General features: G+C 68.6%; 16 protein-coding genes. 12 read left to right on the top strand and 4 right to left on the bottom strand.

What is annotated here, in order from left to right; translation table 11 throughout:
* Window positions 1-2 precede the first annotated feature (2 nt).
* From dnaA to ABD970_RS02855, 11 genes are all read left to right on the top strand, one after another.
* Complete coding sequence (gene dnaA / locus ABD970_RS02805) at window positions 3-1325, top strand: chromosomal replication initiator protein DnaA (RefSeq protein ID WP_345293970.1); 1323 nt, start codon at window positions 3-5, stop codon at window positions 1323-1325.
* A 246-nt stretch (window positions 1326-1571) separates the two neighbouring features.
* Window positions 1572-2687 (top strand): DNA polymerase III subunit beta, encoded by a 1116-nt coding sequence (gene dnaN, locus ABD970_RS02810; RefSeq protein ID WP_345293971.1) that lies wholly within the window; start codon window positions 1572-1574, stop codon window positions 2685-2687.
* A gap of 118 nt (window positions 2688-2805) precedes the next feature.
* The gene (gene recF / locus ABD970_RS02815; protein ID WP_345293972.1) at window positions 2806-3894 is read left to right on the top strand and encodes a DNA replication/repair protein RecF; all 1089 of its coding nucleotides are present in this window, start codon (window positions 2806-2808) and stop codon (window positions 3892-3894) included.
* 185 nt (window positions 3895-4079) lie between these two features.
* Window positions 4080-6524, top strand: coding sequence for a DNA topoisomerase (ATP-hydrolyzing) subunit B (gene gyrB / locus ABD970_RS02820; protein WP_345293973.1), 2445 nt, complete (start codon window positions 4080-4082; stop codon window positions 6522-6524).
* 232 nt (window positions 6525-6756) lie between these two features.
* Window positions 6757-7560, top strand: coding sequence for a M48 family metallopeptidase (locus ABD970_RS02825; RefSeq protein WP_345293974.1), 804 nt, complete (start codon window positions 6757-6759; stop codon window positions 7558-7560).
* Window positions 7561-7714: 154 nt separating this feature from the next.
* Window positions 7715-8938 carry a tetratricopeptide repeat protein gene (locus ABD970_RS02830; RefSeq protein ID WP_345293975.1) on the top strand — a complete coding sequence of 408 codons (1224 nt, stop codon included), beginning with the start codon at window positions 7715-7717 and terminating at the stop codon, window positions 8936-8938.
* Between the two features lie 142 nt (window positions 8939-9080).
* Window positions 9081-9746: an energy transducer TonB gene (locus ABD970_RS02835; protein WP_345293976.1), complete on the top strand. Its 666-nt coding sequence runs from the start codon at window positions 9081-9083 to the stop codon at window positions 9744-9746.
* Between the two features lie 113 nt (window positions 9747-9859).
* The gene (locus ABD970_RS02840; protein ID WP_345293977.1) at window positions 9860-10612 is read left to right on the top strand and encodes a MotA/TolQ/ExbB proton channel family protein; all 753 of its coding nucleotides are present in this window, start codon (window positions 9860-9862) and stop codon (window positions 10610-10612) included.
* Window positions 10613-10638: 26 nt separating this feature from the next.
* Window positions 10639-11061, top strand: coding sequence for an ExbD/TolR family protein (locus tag ABD970_RS02845; protein WP_345293978.1), 423 nt, complete (start codon window positions 10639-10641; stop codon window positions 11059-11061).
* Between the two features lie 15 nt (window positions 11062-11076).
* Window positions 11077-11490 carry an ExbD/TolR family protein gene (locus ABD970_RS02850; protein WP_345293979.1) on the top strand — a complete coding sequence of 138 codons (414 nt, stop codon included), beginning with the start codon at window positions 11077-11079 and terminating at the stop codon, window positions 11488-11490.
* A 381-nt stretch (window positions 11491-11871) separates the two neighbouring features.
* Window positions 11872-12210 (top strand): ExbD/TolR family protein, encoded by a 339-nt coding sequence (locus tag ABD970_RS02855; RefSeq protein ID WP_345294549.1) that lies wholly within the window; start codon window positions 11872-11874, stop codon window positions 12208-12210.
* Between the two features lie 46 nt (window positions 12211-12256).
* On the opposite strand, the gene ABD970_RS02860 is transcribed toward ABD970_RS02855, so the two are convergent.
* The 3 genes from ABD970_RS02860 to cls form a co-directional block, all read right to left on the bottom strand.
* Window positions 12257-13012 (bottom strand): pyridoxine 5'-phosphate synthase, encoded by a 756-nt coding sequence (locus ABD970_RS02860; protein ID WP_345293980.1) that lies wholly within the window; start codon window positions 13010-13012, stop codon window positions 12257-12259.
* Between the two features lie 73 nt (window positions 13013-13085).
* Window positions 13086-13349 (bottom strand): hypothetical protein, encoded by a 264-nt coding sequence (locus tag ABD970_RS02865; RefSeq protein WP_345293981.1) that lies wholly within the window; start codon window positions 13347-13349, stop codon window positions 13086-13088.
* 103 nt (window positions 13350-13452) lie between these two features.
* Window positions 13453-14886, bottom strand: coding sequence for a cardiolipin synthase (gene cls / locus ABD970_RS02870; protein ID WP_345293982.1), 1434 nt, complete (start codon window positions 14884-14886; stop codon window positions 13453-13455).
* Window positions 14887-14942: 56 nt separating this feature from the next.
* Here cls and ABD970_RS02875 point away from each other — a divergent pair, with 56 nt between their 5' ends.
* A complete protein-coding gene (locus ABD970_RS02875; RefSeq protein WP_345293983.1) occupies window positions 14943-16061 on the top strand; it encodes a PA0069 family radical SAM protein in 1119 nt (372 codons plus the stop codon).
* A gap of 90 nt (window positions 16062-16151) precedes the next feature.
* Here ABD970_RS02875 and ABD970_RS02880 read toward each other — a convergent pair whose 3' ends face one another.
* Window positions 16152-17963 carry an SLC13 family permease gene (locus tag ABD970_RS02880; protein ID WP_345293984.1) on the bottom strand — a complete coding sequence of 604 codons (1812 nt, stop codon included), beginning with the start codon at window positions 17961-17963 and terminating at the stop codon, window positions 16152-16154.
* Window positions 17964-18128 lie beyond the last annotated feature (165 nt).

An 18128-nucleotide genomic window follows, 5' to 3' on the forward strand; every position in this document is an offset into this window, starting at 1 on the left:
CTATGGACGCCTGGCCCCGCTGCCTCGAACGTTTGGAAGCCGAGTTCCCGGCCGAGGACGTCCACGCCTGGCTCAAACCTCTGCAGGCCACCCGCCGCGACGACACCACCGTGCTGTATGCGCCCAACGCCTTCGTCCGCGACGAGGTCCGGGACCGGTACCTGGAGCGGATCCGCGAGCTGCTGGGCCACTTCGCCGGCAGCCCGGAGGTGGCGCTGGAGATCGGATCGCTGCCCCGCCCCGCCGCGATCGCGCCCGCACCGGCGCCCGGGGCGGCGCGCGCGTTCGGGGGCGTCGAGTTCCAGGGCAACCTCGACGGCCACTACAGTTTCGACAACTTCGTGGAGGGGCGCAGCAACCAGCTCGGGCGTGCCGCCGCGTGGCACGCCGCGCAGAAACCCGGGGACCGGGCCCACAACCCGCTGCTGCTCTACGGCGGCACGGGGCTGGGCAAGACCCACCTGATGTTCGCGGCCGGCAACGCCATGCGCGCCAGCAACCCGGGGATGCGCGTCCTGTACGTGCGCAGCGAACAGTTCTTCAGCGCGATGATGAAGGCGCTGCAGGAAAAGGCGATGGACGGCTTCAAGCGCCAGTTCCAGCAGGTCGATGCGCTGCTGATCGACGACATCCAGTTCTTCGCCGGCAAGGACCGCACGCAGGAGGAGTTCTTCCACACCTTCAACGCGCTGTTCGACGGCCGCCAGCAGATCATCATGACCTGCGACCGCTTCCCGCGAGAGGTCGACGGCCTGGAGCCGCGGCTCAAGTCGCGCCTGGCATCGGGGCTTTCCGTACCGATCGATCCGCCGGATTTCGAGACGCGGGCACAGATCGTGATGTCCAAGGCCGCCGAGCGCGGCACCGAGATCCCCGAGGACGTCGCCTTCCTGCTGGCCAAGAAGATGCGCTCCAACGTCCGGGACCTCGAAGGCGCGTTGAATACCCTGGCCGCCCGCGCCAACTTCACCGGCCGCCCGATCACCGAGGAGTTCGCCCAGGAAACCCTGCGCGACCTGCTGCGCGCCCAGCAGCAGTCCATCGGCATCGCCAACATCCAGAAGACCGTGGCAGACTACTACGGCCTGCAGATCAAGGATTTGCTGTCCAAGCGGCGGACACGTTCGCTGGCACGGCCGCGGCAGGTCGCGATGGCCTTGGCCAAGGAACTGACCGAACACAGCCTGCCGGAAATCGGCGACGCGTTCGCCGGCCGCGACCACACCACGGTGCTGCACGCCTGTCGCCAGATCCGGACCCTGCAGGAGACCGACGGCAAGCTTCGGGAGGACTGGAACAAGCTGATCCGCAAGCTGAGCGAATAGCCGGGTGCCTCGCCCGGCAAGGCCCTCCGGGAAGCTGTGGACAACTCGTGGATGGATCGGCCCGCGTCAAGTTGTCCACAGGATGCCAACCCGTCACTGTCGCGGTTATCCTGCCTTTTTCAAGACCATAAAAACGTTACAAATCAACAAGTTAACACGGTTACCAACCAGTATTCCCGACACCAGCACCACCAGCTTTTGATTCTTATCCATCCTTGATACCGCACCAAAGGGGAAGACACCGGCATGCGTTTCAGTCTGCAGCGGGAAGCGTTCCTGAAGCCTCTGGCCCAGGTCGTGAATGTGGTCGAACGGCGGCAGACCCTGCCGGTGCTGGCCAACCTCCTGGTCGTGGTCGACGGTGACCAGCTGTCGCTGACCGGAACCGACCTGGAGGTCGAGATGGTGGCGCGTTGCGCGGTCGACCAGGCCGAGGACGGCGAGACCACGATCCCCGCCCGCAAGCTGTTCGACATCGTCCGCGCCCTGCCCGACGGCAGCAAGGTGACCGTGTCGCAGCAGGCGGACGGGCAGCAGGGCGACAAGATCACGGTGCAGGCCGGTCGCAGCCGGTTCACGCTGGCAAGCCTGCCGGCCAACGACTTCCCGTCCATCGACGAGGTCGAGGCCAATGAACGGGTCAACGTGCCCGAGGCCGCCCTCAAGGAGCTGATCGAGCGTACCGCGTTCGCAATGGCCCAGCAGGACGTGCGCTACTACCTCAACGGCTTGCTGTTCGACCTCGGGGAAGCCCGCCTGCGCTGCGTCGCCACCGACGGGCACCGACTGGCCCTGTGCGAGACGGCGCTCGAGGACGATGTGCAGACCAAGCGCCAGATCATCGTGCCGCGCAAGGGCGTGACCGAGCTGCAGCGCCTGCTCGAGGGCGGCGAGCGCACCCTGGAGCTGGAGATGGGCCGCAACCATATCCGGGTCAAGCGGGACGACGTGACGTTCACCAGCAAGCTCATCGATGGCCGGTTCCCGGATTACGAGGCCGTGATCCCGATTGGCGCCGATCGCGAGGTCCGCGTCGACCGCGAAAGCCTGCGCGCGGCCTTGCAGCGCGCCGCGATCCTGTCGAACGAGAAGTACCGTGGGGTCCGCCTGGAAGTGTCGCCGGGCCTGGTGAAGATCAATGCGCACAATCCGGAGCAGGAGGAGGCGCAGGAAGAGGTCGAGGCCGACACCAAGGTCGACGGACTGGCGGTGGGATTCAACGTCAACTACTTGCAGGATGCACTGACCGCCTTGCGCGACGAGACCATCGTGATCGCCCTGCGCGACGCGAATTCGTCGGCCCTGGTCCGTGAATCGAGCAGCGAAAAATCCCGCCACGTGGTCATGCCGCTGCGGCTGTGACTCCCTCGCAAGGCACGCCAGGGACCCGCGGACGCGGTGTTCCACGTGAAACCAAGACGCCCGGGCCCCCCCGGGCGTTCTTGCCTGCGAGCCCCGGCCGGGCGCGGAGCGACCTCGGATGAAGGCGCAACGGCTCGAAATCCGGAACCTGCGCAGCCTGCGCCAGGCGTGGCTGGACCCCGACCCGCGCTTGAACCTGCTGGTGGGCGACAACGGCGCCGGCAAGACCAGCGTGCTCGAAGCCCTGCACGTGATGGCCTATGGGCGCAGCTTCCGTGGCCGCATCGGCGACGGGCTGGTCCGGACGTCCGCAGACGCGCTGGAGATCTTCGTGCAATGGCAGGAGGACGGGCAGGACAGGATCCGCAAGGCGGGATTGCGCCATGGCGGGCAAGACTGGGAGGGGCGCCTCGATGGGCTGAAGGTCGCGCAACTCGGCGAACTATGCGCCGCGCTGATGGTGGTGACGATCGAGCCCGGCTGCCATGCACTGGTATCCGGAGGTGGCGAGCCAAGGCGGCGCTTCATGGACTGGGGGTTGTTCCACGTGGAACAGGGCTTCCTGGCGGACTGGCGGCGCTATGCCCGGAGCCTCAAGCAGCGCAATGCTCTGCTGAAAGCGCGAACGCCCGCGTCGCAACTGTTGCCCTGGGAGCTTGAACTGGCCACAGCCGGCGAACGACTGACCCGGGCCCGCCGCCTCTACCTGGAACGCCTCGAGGCCTCCGTGGCCTGGGCCATGGACGCCCTGGCGCCCGGCCTGGGCGCGCCACGCCTGGAATTCCACCCTGGCTGGCGCCAGGACGAGGTCTCCCTGGCCGATGCCCTGGTCAATGCCCAGGAACGTGACCGCAGCTTGGGGTATACCAGCATCGGGCCGCACCGCGGCGACTGGCGCCTGCGCCTGGAGGGGCTGCCCAACGATGAACCCCTGTCGCGAGGGCAGGCGAAGATCGCCGCCATCAGCTGCCTGCTGGGCCAGGCCAGGGATTGCGCGACGCAGCGCGGCGATTGGCCGATCGTCTCGGTGGACGACCTGGCTTCCGAGCTGGACCGGTCTCACCAGCGCCGCCTCGTGGAAACCCTCGTGTCCACGGGCGCACAGGTCTTCATGACCGGTACCGAGGAGCCTCAGGCGGTTGCCGGCCACGCGGGACGGGTGTTCCACGTGGAACATGGCGTGGTGGCGGCCTCCCCTGCGACCTGACCGGCGTAAGGCCCGCCGGGATGGTATAATTCTGGTTTCGTGCCCCTATAATTAATGTGTCGTCGACGAGTGCGTCCCGGACGTGCTCGCCGACCGGCGCCTGTGCCCGTCCCGGACAGCCCGCCGCCGAGGAACCCGGCCCCCGAATCCAGCACCTCGCGGTGCCCACCACCAGACCCCGACGAATGACTGACGATGCGATCCGCGGCGCCGAAGGCGCCAATACCTACGACTCGAGCAAGATCACCGTGCTGCGCGGCCTGGAGGCGGTACGCAAGCGTCCGGGCATGTACATCGGCGATGTCCATGACGGCACCGGCCTGCACCACATGGTGTTCGAGGTGGTCGACAACGCCATCGACGAGGCGCTGGCCGGACACGCCGACGACATCGTGACAACGGTGCACGAGGACGGCTCGGTCTCGGTGTCCGACAACGGACGCGGCATCCCGGTCGACACCCACAAGGAAGAGGGCGTTTCCGCCGCCGAGGTCATCATGACCGTGCTGCACGCCGGCGGTAAGTTCGACGACAACAGCTACAAGGTGTCCGGCGGACTGCACGGCGTCGGCGTGTCGGTGGTGAACGCCTTGTCGGAGAAACTTACCCTCGACATCTGGCGCGAGGGCCAGCACCACCAGCAGACCTACGTCATGGGCGAGCCCGTGGCGCCGCTGCAGGCCACCGGCCCGTCGGAACGCCGTGGCACCTTGCTGCGCTTCTGGCCTGCGTCGAGCATCTTCACCGACACGCAGTTCCACTACGACATCCTGGCCAAGCGCCTGCGCGAACTGTCGTTCCTCAATTCCGGCGTCAAGATCACCTTGATCGACGAGCGCGGCGAGGGGCGTCGCGACGTGTTCCAGTACGAGGGCGGCATCCGCTCCTTCGTCGAGCACCTGGCGCAGCTCAAGACCCCGCTGCATCCGAACGTCATCTCCGTCACCGGCGAGCAGAACGGCATCACCGTCGACGTCGCCCTGCAGTGGACCGACAGTTACCAGGAAACGATGTTCTGCTTCACCAACAACATCCCGCAGAAGGACGGCGGCACCCACCTGATCGGATTCCGCGCGGCGCTGACGCGCACGCTGTCGAACTACATCGAGCAGAACGGGATCGCCAAGCAGGCGAAGGTCAACCTGTCGGGCGACGACATGCGCGAGGGCATGATCGCGGTGCTCTCGGTCAAGGTGCCGGACCCGAGCTTCTCCTCGCAGACCAAGGAGAAGCTGGTCAGCTCCGACGTGCGTCCGGTGGTCGAGCAGACCTTCGGCGCCAAGCTCGAGGAATTCCTGCAGGAGCATCCGAACGAAGCACGCGCGATCGCCGGCAAGATCGTCGATGCCGCGCGTGCGCGCGAGGCCGCGCGCAAGGCCCGCGACCTCACCCGCCGCAAGGGCGCGCTGGACATCGCCGGCCTGCCGGGCAAGCTCGCCGACTGCCAGGAGAAGGATCCGGCGCTGTCCGAGCTGTTCATCGTCGAGGGCGACTCGGCCGGCGGTTCGGCCAAGCAGGGCCGCAACCGCAAGACCCAGGCGATCCTCCCGCTCAAGGGCAAGATCCTCAACATCGAGCGCGCGCGCTTCGACCGCATGCTCGCCAGCGCCGAGGTCGGCACGCTGATCACCGCGCTGGGCACCGGCATCGGCAAGGACGAGTACAACCCGGACAAGCTGCGCTACCACCGCATCATCCTGATGACCGACGCCGACGTCGACGGCAGCCACATCCGCACCCTGCTGCTGACCTTCTTCTACCGGCAGATGCCGGAGCTGATCGAGCGCGGCCACATCTACATCGGCCTGCCCCCGCTGTTCAAGGTCAAGCAGGGCAAGACCGAGCTGTACCTCAAGGACCAGGCGGCGCTCGATGCCTACCTGGCCGCCAACGCGGTCGAGGGAGCTTCGCTGGTCCCCGCCGAGGGCGAACCGCCGATCGAAGGCGCGGCGCTGGAGCAGCTGCTGCTGGCCTTCGCCGGCGCGCGCGACGCGATCGCCCGCAACGCACACCGGTACGACCCCGCGGTGCTGGAGGCGTTGATCGACTTCACGCCGCTGGATGCCGACAGCTTCGCGCGCAATACCGACGAGCGCCACGAACTCGATGCGCTGGAGAAGCGCATCAACCGCAGCGGCCAGGGCAAGCCGCGCTACACGCTGGAACTTCAGCCCGGCGACGACACGCGCGCCGCGGCCCTGCTGGTCAATCGCCAGCACATGGGCGTGGAGACGATCCAGCCGATCGCGCTGTCGACCTTCCAGAGCGGCGAGCTGCGCGCACTGCGCGACGTCGCCCTGCTGCTGCATGGCCTGGTCCGCGAGGGCGCCCGGATCATGCGCGGCAATCGCAGCCAGCCCGTGGAGAGCTTCGCCGAGGCGCAGGCCTGGTTGCTGGACGAAGCCAAGAAGGGCCGGCAGATCCAGCGCTTCAAGGGCCTGGGCGAGATGAACCCCGAACAGCTGTGGGAAACGACGGTCAATCCTGAAACGCGGCGCCTGCTGCAGGTCCGCATCGAGGACGCGGTCGCCGCGGACCGGATCTTCAGCACCCTGATGGGCGACGTGGTCGAGCCGCGCCGCGAGTTCATCGAGGAAAACGCGCTGAAGGTCGCGAACCTGGACGTCTAGCGCCGTCGCCCTCGCGCTGGCGGGGCGTGTTCCTCGTGCAAACAGGGAGGTGCCGTATGCCGGCGCCACCGGCGCCCGGGCGTCTTCCACGAACGCCGGCCGGGGTGCGCCGATGCGGCCGGAATCGGGCTCCCGCGCGGTCGCCCTCCAGGCTGAGCAAGGCAGTCAGCGATTGACGCCCCCTTCAAGTGGCATCGCCTACAACGGGCGGACCTTTCACGGAGTCCGGCCAATGAAACGCATGATCCTGGGTGTCGCCATCGCGGTCGCGGTCGGCGGCTGCGCGACCACCACCTCACCCACCGGGCGCACCCAATACGTCGGTGCCGTGCCGCAAGCCCAGCTCAACCAGCTCGGGGCGCAAGCGTTCGCCCAGATGAAGGCGCAGAAGCCGCAGACCAGCGACTCCCGGCAACGGGCCTACGTGCAATGCGTGGTCGACGCCGTGGTGCGGGAACTGCCGGCGAACTGGCGGGGCGGCTGGGAATCGGCGGTGTTCGCCGACAAGGACGCCAACGCCTTCGCGCTTCCCGGCGGCAAGGTCGGCGTCTACACCGGCATCTTCACCGTCGCGCGCAACCAGGACCAGCTGGCGGGCGTGATCGCGCACGAGATCGGCCACGTCGTGTCGCGCCACCACGATGAGCGCATCACCCGCCAGGCCGGCGCGGCAGGCGCCCTGCAGGTGGTGAGCGGATTGCTGGGCTCCCGCTACGGACAGGGCGCGGCCCAGGCCGCGGCGCAGGGTGGCGGCATCCTCGCGCAGACCGGCTTCCTGCTGCCCGGGTCGCGTGCCCAGGAGACCGAAGCCGACGTCGTCGGCCAGCAGTTGATGGCCAAGGCCGGGTTCGACCCTCGAGCGGCGGTGACGTTGTGGCAGAACATGATCGCCGCCGGTGGGGCGCGCCCGCCGGAATGGGTCTCGACCCACCCCGATCCGCGCGCGCGCATCGGTGAGCTGCAGGCCCGCGCCCAGGGGCTGATCCCGACGTACGAACAAGCCAGGGCCACGGGTCGCCGCCCGAACTGTGGCTGACGCGGTTGCGGTCGATTAACATCCGGGGCCCTATCCTGCCGGTATCGCGGCTTCGGACCCGACCCGACCGAACCCGCTGCCAGCGTTGACCTCTCCACTCGGCCAGCTCGGCCACCCGCGCCGACCAGGCGATGGGCCCCACCGAGGAATCCCAATGTCCAAGCACCGCCTCCCCCCCCGACTCCTGCTGAGCGCCGCCGTGATGGCGTCGCTCCTGGTGGTCTCGAGCGCCCCCGTCTTCGCGCAGGGCTCCGCCCAGGAGCGCGCGGAAGCGCGCCGCGCCAAGCACGCCGCGGCGAAGGCCGAAACGGAGCAGGTCGCCGCCACGACGGCCGAACCCACCTATCCGTCCGCGACGCGGCAGGAGCCCAATGGCAAGGCGTCGGCCAAGCTCACGCCCAGGCTGCAGAAGTTGTTCGAGGCCTACGACGAAAGCGATCTCGCCGCGGCGCAGGCGATCGCGGACGAGGTCCTGGCCAACCCCGACGCCAATGCCTACGAGAAAGCCATCGCCGCCCGGATCATCGGTTCGATGCACTTGGGCCAGGACGATGCGCGGGCCCAGGCCTACCTGCAGCAGGCCGTCGACTTCAACGGCCTGGGCAACAACGAGCATTACGAGTCGATGCTGATCGTGGCGCAGCTGCAGATGCAGGATGAGAAGTACGACCAGAGCCTGGCAACCCTCGAGAAGTTCCTCGCGGAAACGCGGTCGACCAAGCCCGAGCACCTGGTGCTCAAGGGCAATGCGCTGTACCGGCTGGAACGCTATCCGGAGGCGATCGCCGTGCTCAAGCCGGCCATCGACGCCACGCCGGAGCCGCGCGCCGACTGGACCCAGCTGCTCATGGGCGCGTATGCCGCGTCCGACCAGCCCGAGGAAGCCGCCAGGCTGGCGGAGAAGATCGCCGCCGGCACGCCCAGCGACAAGCGTGCGCAGATCAACCTCGCCGCGACCTACCTGCAAAGCGACCAGTACGACAAGGCCGCGGAAATCTACGAGAAGCTGCGCGCCGCCGGGCAGCTGACCGAGGAACGCGACTACCGCAACCTGTACGCGCTTTACTTCAACGCGCAGGGCAAGGAGGCGCAAGTGGTCACCGTCATCAACGACGGACTCCAAAAGGGCATCCTCAAGCCCGACCACGCGACCTACCAGGCCTTGGCCCAGGCCTACTTCTTCTCCGGCCAGGCGGGCAAGGCGATCGAGGCCTACCAGAAGGCCGCGCCGCTGGCTTCCGACGGACAGACCTACCTCGACCTGGCCAAGATCCTGGCCAACGAAGGCCGGACGGCCGAGTCGAAGCAGGCGGCACAAATGGCACTGGACAAGGGCGTCAAGGACCCCGAGGCTGCTCGCAAGCTGCTGTCGCGCTAGGCCAGGGACGACGATTTTCCCGCCTGTGGTTGGTACACGCAGGCGGGAGTTGGTATAAGCTTGCAGGTTCCCGCGCCCGAAACGGCCCGGTTCCTGACCCCATCGGGGCGCTCGACGCCCAGCCAGACTTGAGTTCCCCCGCATGACGCAACCCTTGACGACGACCGAGCGGCACGATCAGGACGAGGGCCTGAATTGGGCGCGCATCACCGGTTTCACCATGGTGGTGGCCTTCCACGTTGCCGCCGTCCTGCTGCTGATGGCGCCGGTCACGCCGCCTGGTGCCACGGAGGAAGCGGAAGAAGTCACCCAGGTGGTGATCATCGAGCCGCCGCCCCCGCCGCCGCCGCCGCCGCCGCCGCCGCCCGAGCCGCCGAAGCCGCAGGAGATCAAGCAGCTCGCGCCGCCGCAGCCGACCCCGATCCCGCCGCCGCCGGAAGACCCGCCGGTGATCTTCGACACGCCGTCGCCCGTGGATACCCCGGCGCCGCCGCCCGCACCGCCTGCGCCGCCCGCGCCGCAGCCGGACATCGGTGCCAGCGTCGACATCTCTTCCAAGAACATGAATCCCCCCAAGTACCCGCCGGCGGCTTACCGCCAGGGCGTGGAGGGGACGGTGGTCCTGATCGTCGACGTCGACGCCAACGGCAACGTGACCAACGTGTCGATCGAGAAGTCCAGCCGCAACCGCGACCTCGACCGCGCCGCGATGGATGCCGCGCGCAAGTGGCGCTTCAACCCGTCCCGCGTGAACGGCAAGCCCGCCGCGGGCAGGGTCCGCGTCCCCGTCGACTTCACCCTGTCCTGACCCTGGCGCCCCTGGCGCCGGGCCGGGAGCCCGGACATCCGAATCGCTTCAGGCAATACCCGCTCCACGTTCCATCCGTATACCCAAACCACAACATCTAGAAGGTAAGCGTCATGCTGCAGGAAACCACTACCATCGCCCCCGCTGGAAGCAGCAATGCCGAAGGCCTCCAGCAGATGGGCTTCGCAGACATGCTCCAGCACATGGACATCGTCGGCTATGTCGTTCTGGCCACGCTGCTCATCATGTCCGCCATGTCGATCTACTGGATCATCTTCAACTTCATCCGGAACATGCGGCTGCGCGGGTCCTCTGACCGCGTGATCAACACGTTCTGGGAAACCTCCAACGCCCAGGACGCCATCCGCTTCATGGAAGAGCAGCGCAACAGCGAGCCCTTTTCGAAGGTCGCGCTCGATGCCGCCCAGGCCGCCGCGCACCACCAGCGCCATGAAGGCTCGCGTCTGGTCGAGTCGCTCAATCGCTCCGAGTTCGTCGACCGGGCCCTGCGCCAGGCGGTGACCCGCGAGTCGATGAAGCTCGAAGGCGGCCTGACGGTGCTGGCGACGGTCGGTTCGACCGCCCCGTTCGTCGGCCTGCTCGGCACCGTGTGGGGCATCTACCGCGCGCTGCTGCGCATCGGCGCCAGCGGCCAGGCGGACATCGGCGCGGTGGCCGGTCCGGTGGGCGAGGCGCTGATCATGACCGCGATCGGCCTCGGCGTCGCGATCCCGGCGGTGCTGGGCTACAACTTCTTCGTGCGCATGAACCGCGTCACGAACAACAAGCTCGACACCTTCGCGCACGACCTGCACGACTTCTTCGCCACCGGCTCGCGGGTCGGCGAAGTCACGGTCAAGTCCTGATCGACGGCGACTGACGGAGTCCGGATATGGCGTTCAGTACCGATCAAGGCGGCGGCAAGCCGATGGCGACCATCAACGTCGTCCCACTCGTGGACGTGATGCTGGTGCTGCTGATCATCTTCATGGTCACGGCACCGCTGATGGCGCACAAGGTGAAGGTGGAACTGCCGGAGGCCAACCTGGACGAACGTCCCGAGAGCGCCCCCCCGGCCCCGCCGATCACCATCGCGGTCACCGAGAACGGCCAGATCTTCATGAACGACCAGCCGGTCACCACCGCGTTGCTGGAAAGCGCGTTGGCGGTGGAAGCGCAGAAGACGCCGCAACCGCCGGTCAACGTGCGTGGCGACAAGACCACGAAGTACCGCGTGGTCAGCCAGGTGGTCAACATTGCGCAGGCCCAAGGCATGCGCAAGGTTGGCTTCGTCGCCACCCGCGAATCCCAATAACCCGGAGCCCGTTCCATGGCTTTCTCATCCAATGCCGGCGAAGGCCCGATGGCCGACATCAACATCATCCCGCTCGCGGACGTGATGCTGGTGCTGCTCATCATCTTCATGGTCACCGCGCCGCAGCTGTCGTACCCGATCGACATCGACCTGCCGCAGCGGTCGCTGAACCCGCCACCGACCACCGTCGACCCCCCGGAGCCGATCCGCTTGCGCATCGATTCGGCGGGCCAGGTGTTCTGGAACGACAGCCCGACCCCCGTGTCGGCACTGCGCAACATGATGGAGGCCGAGGTCCAGCGTGACGTCAACAACCAGCCGACGCTGGAGATCGACGTCAACGCCGAGGCCGACTACGGCGTGCTGGCCAAGGTGCTGGCGTCCGCCAAGAACGCGCAGATGGTGAAGATCGGCTTCGTCAAGAACTGAACACCCGGGGGGCGTCGCCTGCAGCGCGCCGCCCGGTAGACACCACGCTTACCCGTGATTCGACGCCGCCCATCGGGCGGCGTTTTTTTGTGCTTGCGCGAAAAGGCCGGCCGGGCGTAGCGTCGAGGCATGTGAACCGCCGACAGGAGACGCGCCATGACGTACTCGACAGGTTCCGCCCACGGCCAGGTCGCCGAGATCAACATCATTGCGTTCGGAATGGTCGGAACAATTGCATCGTGCAATTGTTCCGACGTCGCCAGGCCGGGCCAAGCCCGTCTTGGCTCCCGCCGGATCAAACACTTGCGTGTTTGATCCGCGAGCGCGCCATCCATGGCGCGCGGAGCCTCTGAATCCATCAGAGGCTCCGAGTCCGACGTGATGCTGGTGCTGCTGATCATCTTCATGGTCGCGAGCCCGGCCCTGACCCGGCAGATCGACCTCACCTTGCCGAGGACGGATCGGGAGCGGCAGGCGCGCGTCGAGCCACCACCGATCCGCCTGCGCATCGACGGCGCCGGGCAGGTGTACTGGAACGACAGCGCCACGCCGCTGTCCGCCCTGCAGGCCATGATGTCCAGCGAAGTCGCGCGCGACGCCGGCGCGATGCCGCGCCTGGAGGTCGACGCCAACGGCGACAGCGACTACCAGGTCGTGGCCAGCGTGCTGGCCGCTGCGCAAAACGCCGGGATGGCGCGGGTGGCGTTCGCCAGGAAGTAGCCCGCTGCGACCAGATCGCCGGCGCCGATCGCGGCGCCGGCATCGATCACGCCGACGCCGCGTCGACGATCGCGCGATAGCGCCGTACCGTGGGTGCGAGGCCGTCGTACAGCGCTTCGCCGATCAGGGCGTGGCCGATCGAGACCTCGAGGACCCCCGGGACGCCCGCCAGGAAATCGCCAAGGTTGCCCTGGCTGAGGTCATGGCCGGCATTGACCCCCAGGCCCGCTGCCTGCGCCTGCAGCGCGCTGGCGCGGCAGGCCGCCAGCGCCGCCGCCGCGTTGCCCGATGCGTGGGCATCGGCATAGGGACCGGTGTAAAGCTCGATCCGGTCCGCGCCCACGCGGGCGGCCGTCGCCACGTCGCTCCCGGCGTCGGCGAACAGGCTGACCCGGCACCCCATCGCCCGCAGCGCCGCGACCACCGGCACGAGGCGGTCGGCATCGCGCGCGAAGTCGAAGCCATGGTCGGACGTGAGCTGGCCATCGCCGTCCGGCACCAGGGTGGCCTGGTGCGGGCGGTGCTGCTCGCACAGCGCCAGGAAACCGGGATAACCGCTGCGTGGCGCCGCGAACGGATTGCCCTCGAGGTTGAATTCGACATCCCGCGCGCGGCACAGCCCGGCCAGGGCCTGCACATCCTCGGCGCGCGCGTGGCGCGCGTCCGGGCGCGGATGCACGGTCAGGCCATGCGCCCCCGCGTCCAGGCACGCCTGCGCGGCGCGCGACAGGTCGGGTTCGCCGCCGCCGCGGGCGTTCCGCAGCAACGCGATCTTGTTCAGGTTGACGCTCAGCCGTGTCATGCGGGCCGGTTGGGTTCCTAGGCGTGCAATGGGTCGGCCGGTCGCGGCCGGGAGGGCGGCGCTTGGGGATCGGTCAGGCGCCCGGCGGGTCGCCGGCGGAGTCCGCGCCCTGGCGGCGCGCCTCGGCCTGCTCGCGCAGGCGCCGCATCTCCTGCGGGTCGAGCATCTGGCTGTCGTCGCGCGACTGGCTGCCGACGCGCTCGGCGAGCAGGCCCATGACCCAGGCCAGCAGCAGGCCCAGCGCGGCCAGCAGGCAGAACACCGCAAGGAGCATGGACGTGGTCTTGAAGGCGACGGCGAATGCGGCAAGCGCGAGCAGCAGGTACAACCAGGGCATGGCGACGGCCTCCATCCGGCGTGCGGGATCGGTCCACAGTCTAACCCGCGGACCACCGGGGATCGGCCGACGGCACCCCCGCAGGCGCCGCCGGTCGCGCGGCTCAGAGCATCGGCGAGAACAGCCGCGCCAGGGCCTCCGGCAGGCGATGGCGCCAGAAGGAACGGCGGCCGTCTTGCACGCGCACCGAATTGGCGATCTCGTGCTCGATCAGCTGGGCGAGTTCCCGGGCGGTCGCCTTGTCGTCGATCAGCACCGCGACCTCGAAATTGAGCCGGAAGCTGCGGTGGTCGAAGTTGGCGCTGCCCAGGATGCAGGTGGAATCGTCGACCAGCAGCGCCTTGGTGTGCAGCATGCGCGGGCCGTACTCGTAGACCTTGATGCCCGCTTCCATGAGTTCGTCGAAATACGAGCGGGCCGCCTGGGTGACCATCCGCGAGTCGCTCTTCTTGGGGATCAGCAGGCGGACGTCCAGGCCGGCCAGGGCCGCCGACGTCAGGGCCATCATCGCCGCCTCGCCGGGCACGAAGTAGGGCGTGACCAGCCACACGCGCTCGCTGGCCGCGTAGATCGTTGCGACCTGCAGCCGGTGGATGGCCTCCCAGTTCGAATCCGGCCCGGAGGCCAGCACTTGCGCCGGGATGTCGCCCTCGGGCCCGTCGGGGAAAAGCTCCGGGCCGGTGGGCGCCGGATCGCCGGTGGCATAGGCCCAGTCCTCGAGGAACACCAGTTGCAGGGAGTCAACGACGTCGCCCTCGATGCGCATGTGCAGGTCGCGGAACGCTTCGTCCGAGACTTCCTCGTTCTCGTCGTCGGTGATGTTGATGCCGCCGGCGAACCCGATCTTGCCGTCCATGACCGCGATCTTGCGGTGGCTGCGCAGGTTGATCCAGGGCCGGCTGATGGTCCAGGGCTTGGTCGGGTGGAACCAGCAGAACTCGCCGCCCGCGTCGAGCAGGGGCTTGAGGTAGGCCTTGGTGACCTTGATCGAACCCATGGCATCCAGCAGCAGGCGCACCTTGACCCCCGCCCTGGCGCGTTCGGCCAGCGCTTCCAGCACGCGGTCGCCGGTCTGGTCGGGGGCATAGATGTAGTACTCCATGTGCACGTGGTGGCGCGCCTGGCCGATGGCCTCCACCAGCCGGTCGTACTTCTTCGCGCCATCGACGAGCAGCTCGACACGGGTGGCGCGGCTGGTCGGCAGCTTGCAGACGGCCTGTCCCAGGCGGCCCAGCTCGATCACTTCCTGGTTGCTGCGGTCGCGCTCCGGGGCCATCAGGCTTTCCTTGGCCTTCTGCCGCCGGAGCTGCTTGCGCTGGATGCGCTGCGGGCCGAAGAAGAAATAGATCAGGAAGCCCACGTACGGAAGCGCGGCCAGACCGAGGAGCCAGCTGATCGTGGCGACGGGTTCGCGCTTCTGCAGGATGATCCAGCCGCCGAGGCCGACCAGGTAGGCCAGCCAGCCCATCGCCAACCAGGCGCCGAGGTTGTCGATCGCGGTGAACGACGACCACGCGTGTTGCAGCCAATCGGGCATGACGCCGCTCCCTGTCGTCGCGGGGAGTGCGACGGCTCCGGCGTAGGCTAAGCGGCATGGCGCTCCACCGCAAAGCCGTGAACCCGGAGGCCAGGCCGATCAAGGGCCGCGGCGCGGCGTCGTACGCGAAGGGCCGGTTCGACAAGACCCATGCCGAGGCCGAAGACGACGGCTGGGATTGCCTGGTCGAGGCCACGCTCGACGTCGACGGCGCACCGTGCCCGCCGCGACCCGACACCCGGGTACGCGAGGAGCGCGCGCGCCGCATCATCAGCCGCAACGACTCGCCGGACGTCGGCTTCAGCCAGTCGGTGAACCCGTACCGCGGCTGCGAACATGGCTGCGTGTACTGCTTCGCGCGGCCGTCGCACGCCTACCTGGACCTGTCGCCGGGGCTGGATTTCGAGACCCGGCTGTCGGCGAAGACCAATGCCGCGGAATGCCTGCGCGCCGAACTGGCCAAGCCGTCGTATCGATGCGCGCCGGTCGCGCTGGGCATCAACACCGATGCCTACCAGCCAGTCGAGCGCAGCCTCCGGATCACGCGCTCGCTGCTCGAGGTGTTCGCCGAGTGCCGCCATCCGGTGAGCGTGGTCACCAAGGGCGCGCTGGTCACCCGCGACCTGGACCTGCTGGCGCCGATGGCCTCGCAGGGGCTGGCGACCGTGTACTTCTCGATCACCACGCTGGACAACCGCTTGGCGGCGCGGATGGAGCCGCGCGCGACCGCGCCACGCGGCAAGCTGCGCGCGATGCGGGCGCTGGCCGACGCCGGCGTGCCGGTCGGAGTGATGGTGGCGCCGGTGATCCCGGCGATCAGCGACTGCGAACTCGAGGCGATCCTCGAGGCCGCCCATGCACACGGCGCCCGCGCGGCGGGATACGTGCTGCTGCGCCTGCCGCACGAGCTCAAGGACCTCTGGGCCGAGTGGCTGCGATTGCACTACCCGGAGCGCGCCGCGCACGTCACCAGCCTGTTGCGGCAGATGCGCGGCGGCAAGGATTACGACAGCGCGTTCGGCAAGCGCATGCGCGGCGAGGGCCCCTTCGCGGACCTCATCGCCGCCCGGTTCGCGAGGGCGCACCGTCGGCTGGGGTACGGCCGGCTGCCGGCGCTGGACTGCACGCGCTTCGTGGCGCCGCGACAAGCTTCCCCGCAAGGAAATCTGTTCTGAGCAGCCGGGGGTGGCGCGACCCCTGCCTGCCCAGGATGGCCTGCAAACGGAGGGCCTGCCGTCCGGCAGGCGTCCGCCGCGACCCCGCCGCTACCAGGGCAGCATCGGCCCGTCCAGCCAGAGCCAGCGCGCCATCCACGCGCTGACCACCGCGAGCAGCACCGTGAGCGGCGCGCCGACGCGGATGAAGTCGCCGAACCGGTATTGCCCCGGGCCGAGGATCAGCAGGTTGCCGTGGTGGCCGATCGGCGTCAGGAACGCCACCACCGCGCCCAGCGCCGTGCAGACCACGAACGGCGTCGGCGGCATGCCCAGCGATTGCGCCATGGCCACCGCGATCGGCCCCAGCAGCACCGTGGTCGCGGCGTCCGACAGGATTTGGGTCAGCAACGCCGCGCCGGTGAAGCACACCAGCAACACCGGCAGCGCCGGCCACTCGCGCACCAGGGGAAGCAAATGGTCGGCCAGCAGGCGCGCCGTTCCGGTCTGCTCCATCGCGATGCCCAGCGGGATCACGCCCGCGATCATGACGAACACGCGCACGTCGATCTCGCGATAAGCCTGGCCGATGTCGACGCAGCGGAAGACCACCATCGCCACCGCCCCCATCAGGAAGGCGACCGGCACCGGCAGCCATTCGGACACCGCGATCCCGACGGTGGCGGCGAGGATGGCCAGTGCGACGGGCGCGCGGACGCGGCGCTTGCCCTCGCCGGCGAACGGGACGAGCATCAGGAAGCCATGGTGCGCGGCCAGGTCGGCGAACCCCTCCGATTGCCCCCACAGCACCAGCACGTCGCCGGCGCGCAGCCGTGCATCGGCCAGCCGCGGCGGCACCGAGCCGTCGCGTCGCCACAGCCCGGCCACCACGGCCTTGAACTGGCGCGAGAAATCCAGCGATCGGATGCTGCGGCCGATGAACTCGGAGCCCGGTGCGACCACCGCCTGCACCAGTTCGGCGCTGCCATCGACCGCGGGCGCCGCGTCGTCGAGCCGGCCATAGGCGGAGAAGGCGTTGAATGCCAGCCCGTCGTCGTCGCGCAGCGACGCCAGCGCGTCCGCGGAAATCTCGACCAGCAGCACGTCGCCGGTCAGCAGCGGGTGCCGGCTGCCCAGGTCGCCGCGCAGCACGCCGTCGCGCAGCCAGCCCAGGACGCGGAACTTGTGGCCCAGCGCCTTTTCCAGCTCCGCGAGCGGGCGCGTGCTCCAGCGGGATTCCTTCACCACGACCAGTTCCGCGCGGTAGCGGTCCAGGCGCAGGTATTCATCGTCGCCCGAGCGGCCGCTGCGCTTGGGCAGCAACCAGCGGGCGACCAGCATGTAGACGATGCCGATGAAGACCAGGGCCACGCCGATCGGGGTGATCGAGAAGATGCCCAGCCCGGGACCGCCGCTGCGCTCCAGCAGGTTGTCGGCGAGCAGGAAGGCCGGCGCGCTGACCAGCGTCAGCGTCGTTCCCAGCGAGGCGGCGAAGGACATCGGCATCAGCAGACGAGACTCCGACAGCCCGGTGGCGCGCGCGAACCGGCCCAGGATCGGCAGCATCATCGCGGTCACCATGACGTGGTGGCTGAAGGACGCCATCGCCGCCACCGCCGGCATGGTCACGGCGATCGCCCGCGCCTCGCGGCGGCCCGAGGCCCGGCCGATCCACTGGCCGATGTGCTCGGTGATGCCGGTCGCGGCCAGGCCGCCGGAGACCACGAACACCGCCGCGACGATGATCGCCGGTTCGCTGGCGAAGCCGGACAGGGCCTGCGACGGATCCAGCACGCCGGTGACCACCAGGGCGAGCAGGACCAGCATGGCGCTCACGTCGATGCGCACGCGCTCGCTGACGAACAGGTACAGGCCGCCGGCGAGGATGAGCAGGAACAGGATCTGGTCGAGGGTCATGGACATCGCCGGAGGTCGAGGCGCATTGTGCACCTGCGGTATTCACGAAACCTACACCTTGGCCGGCCGGGCGCTTGCTAACTTGCGCCGTCCGAAAGGGAACGTCGTCGCCTTGCCATGCTGAACCCGAACGAGCGCCCGAGAGTCGCGCCAGACAGTCAATTCCACCTG

Source organism: Luteimonas vadosa, assembly GCF_039543545.1.
Taxonomy (GTDB): domain Bacteria; phylum Pseudomonadota; class Gammaproteobacteria; order Xanthomonadales; family Xanthomonadaceae; genus Luteimonas; species Luteimonas vadosa.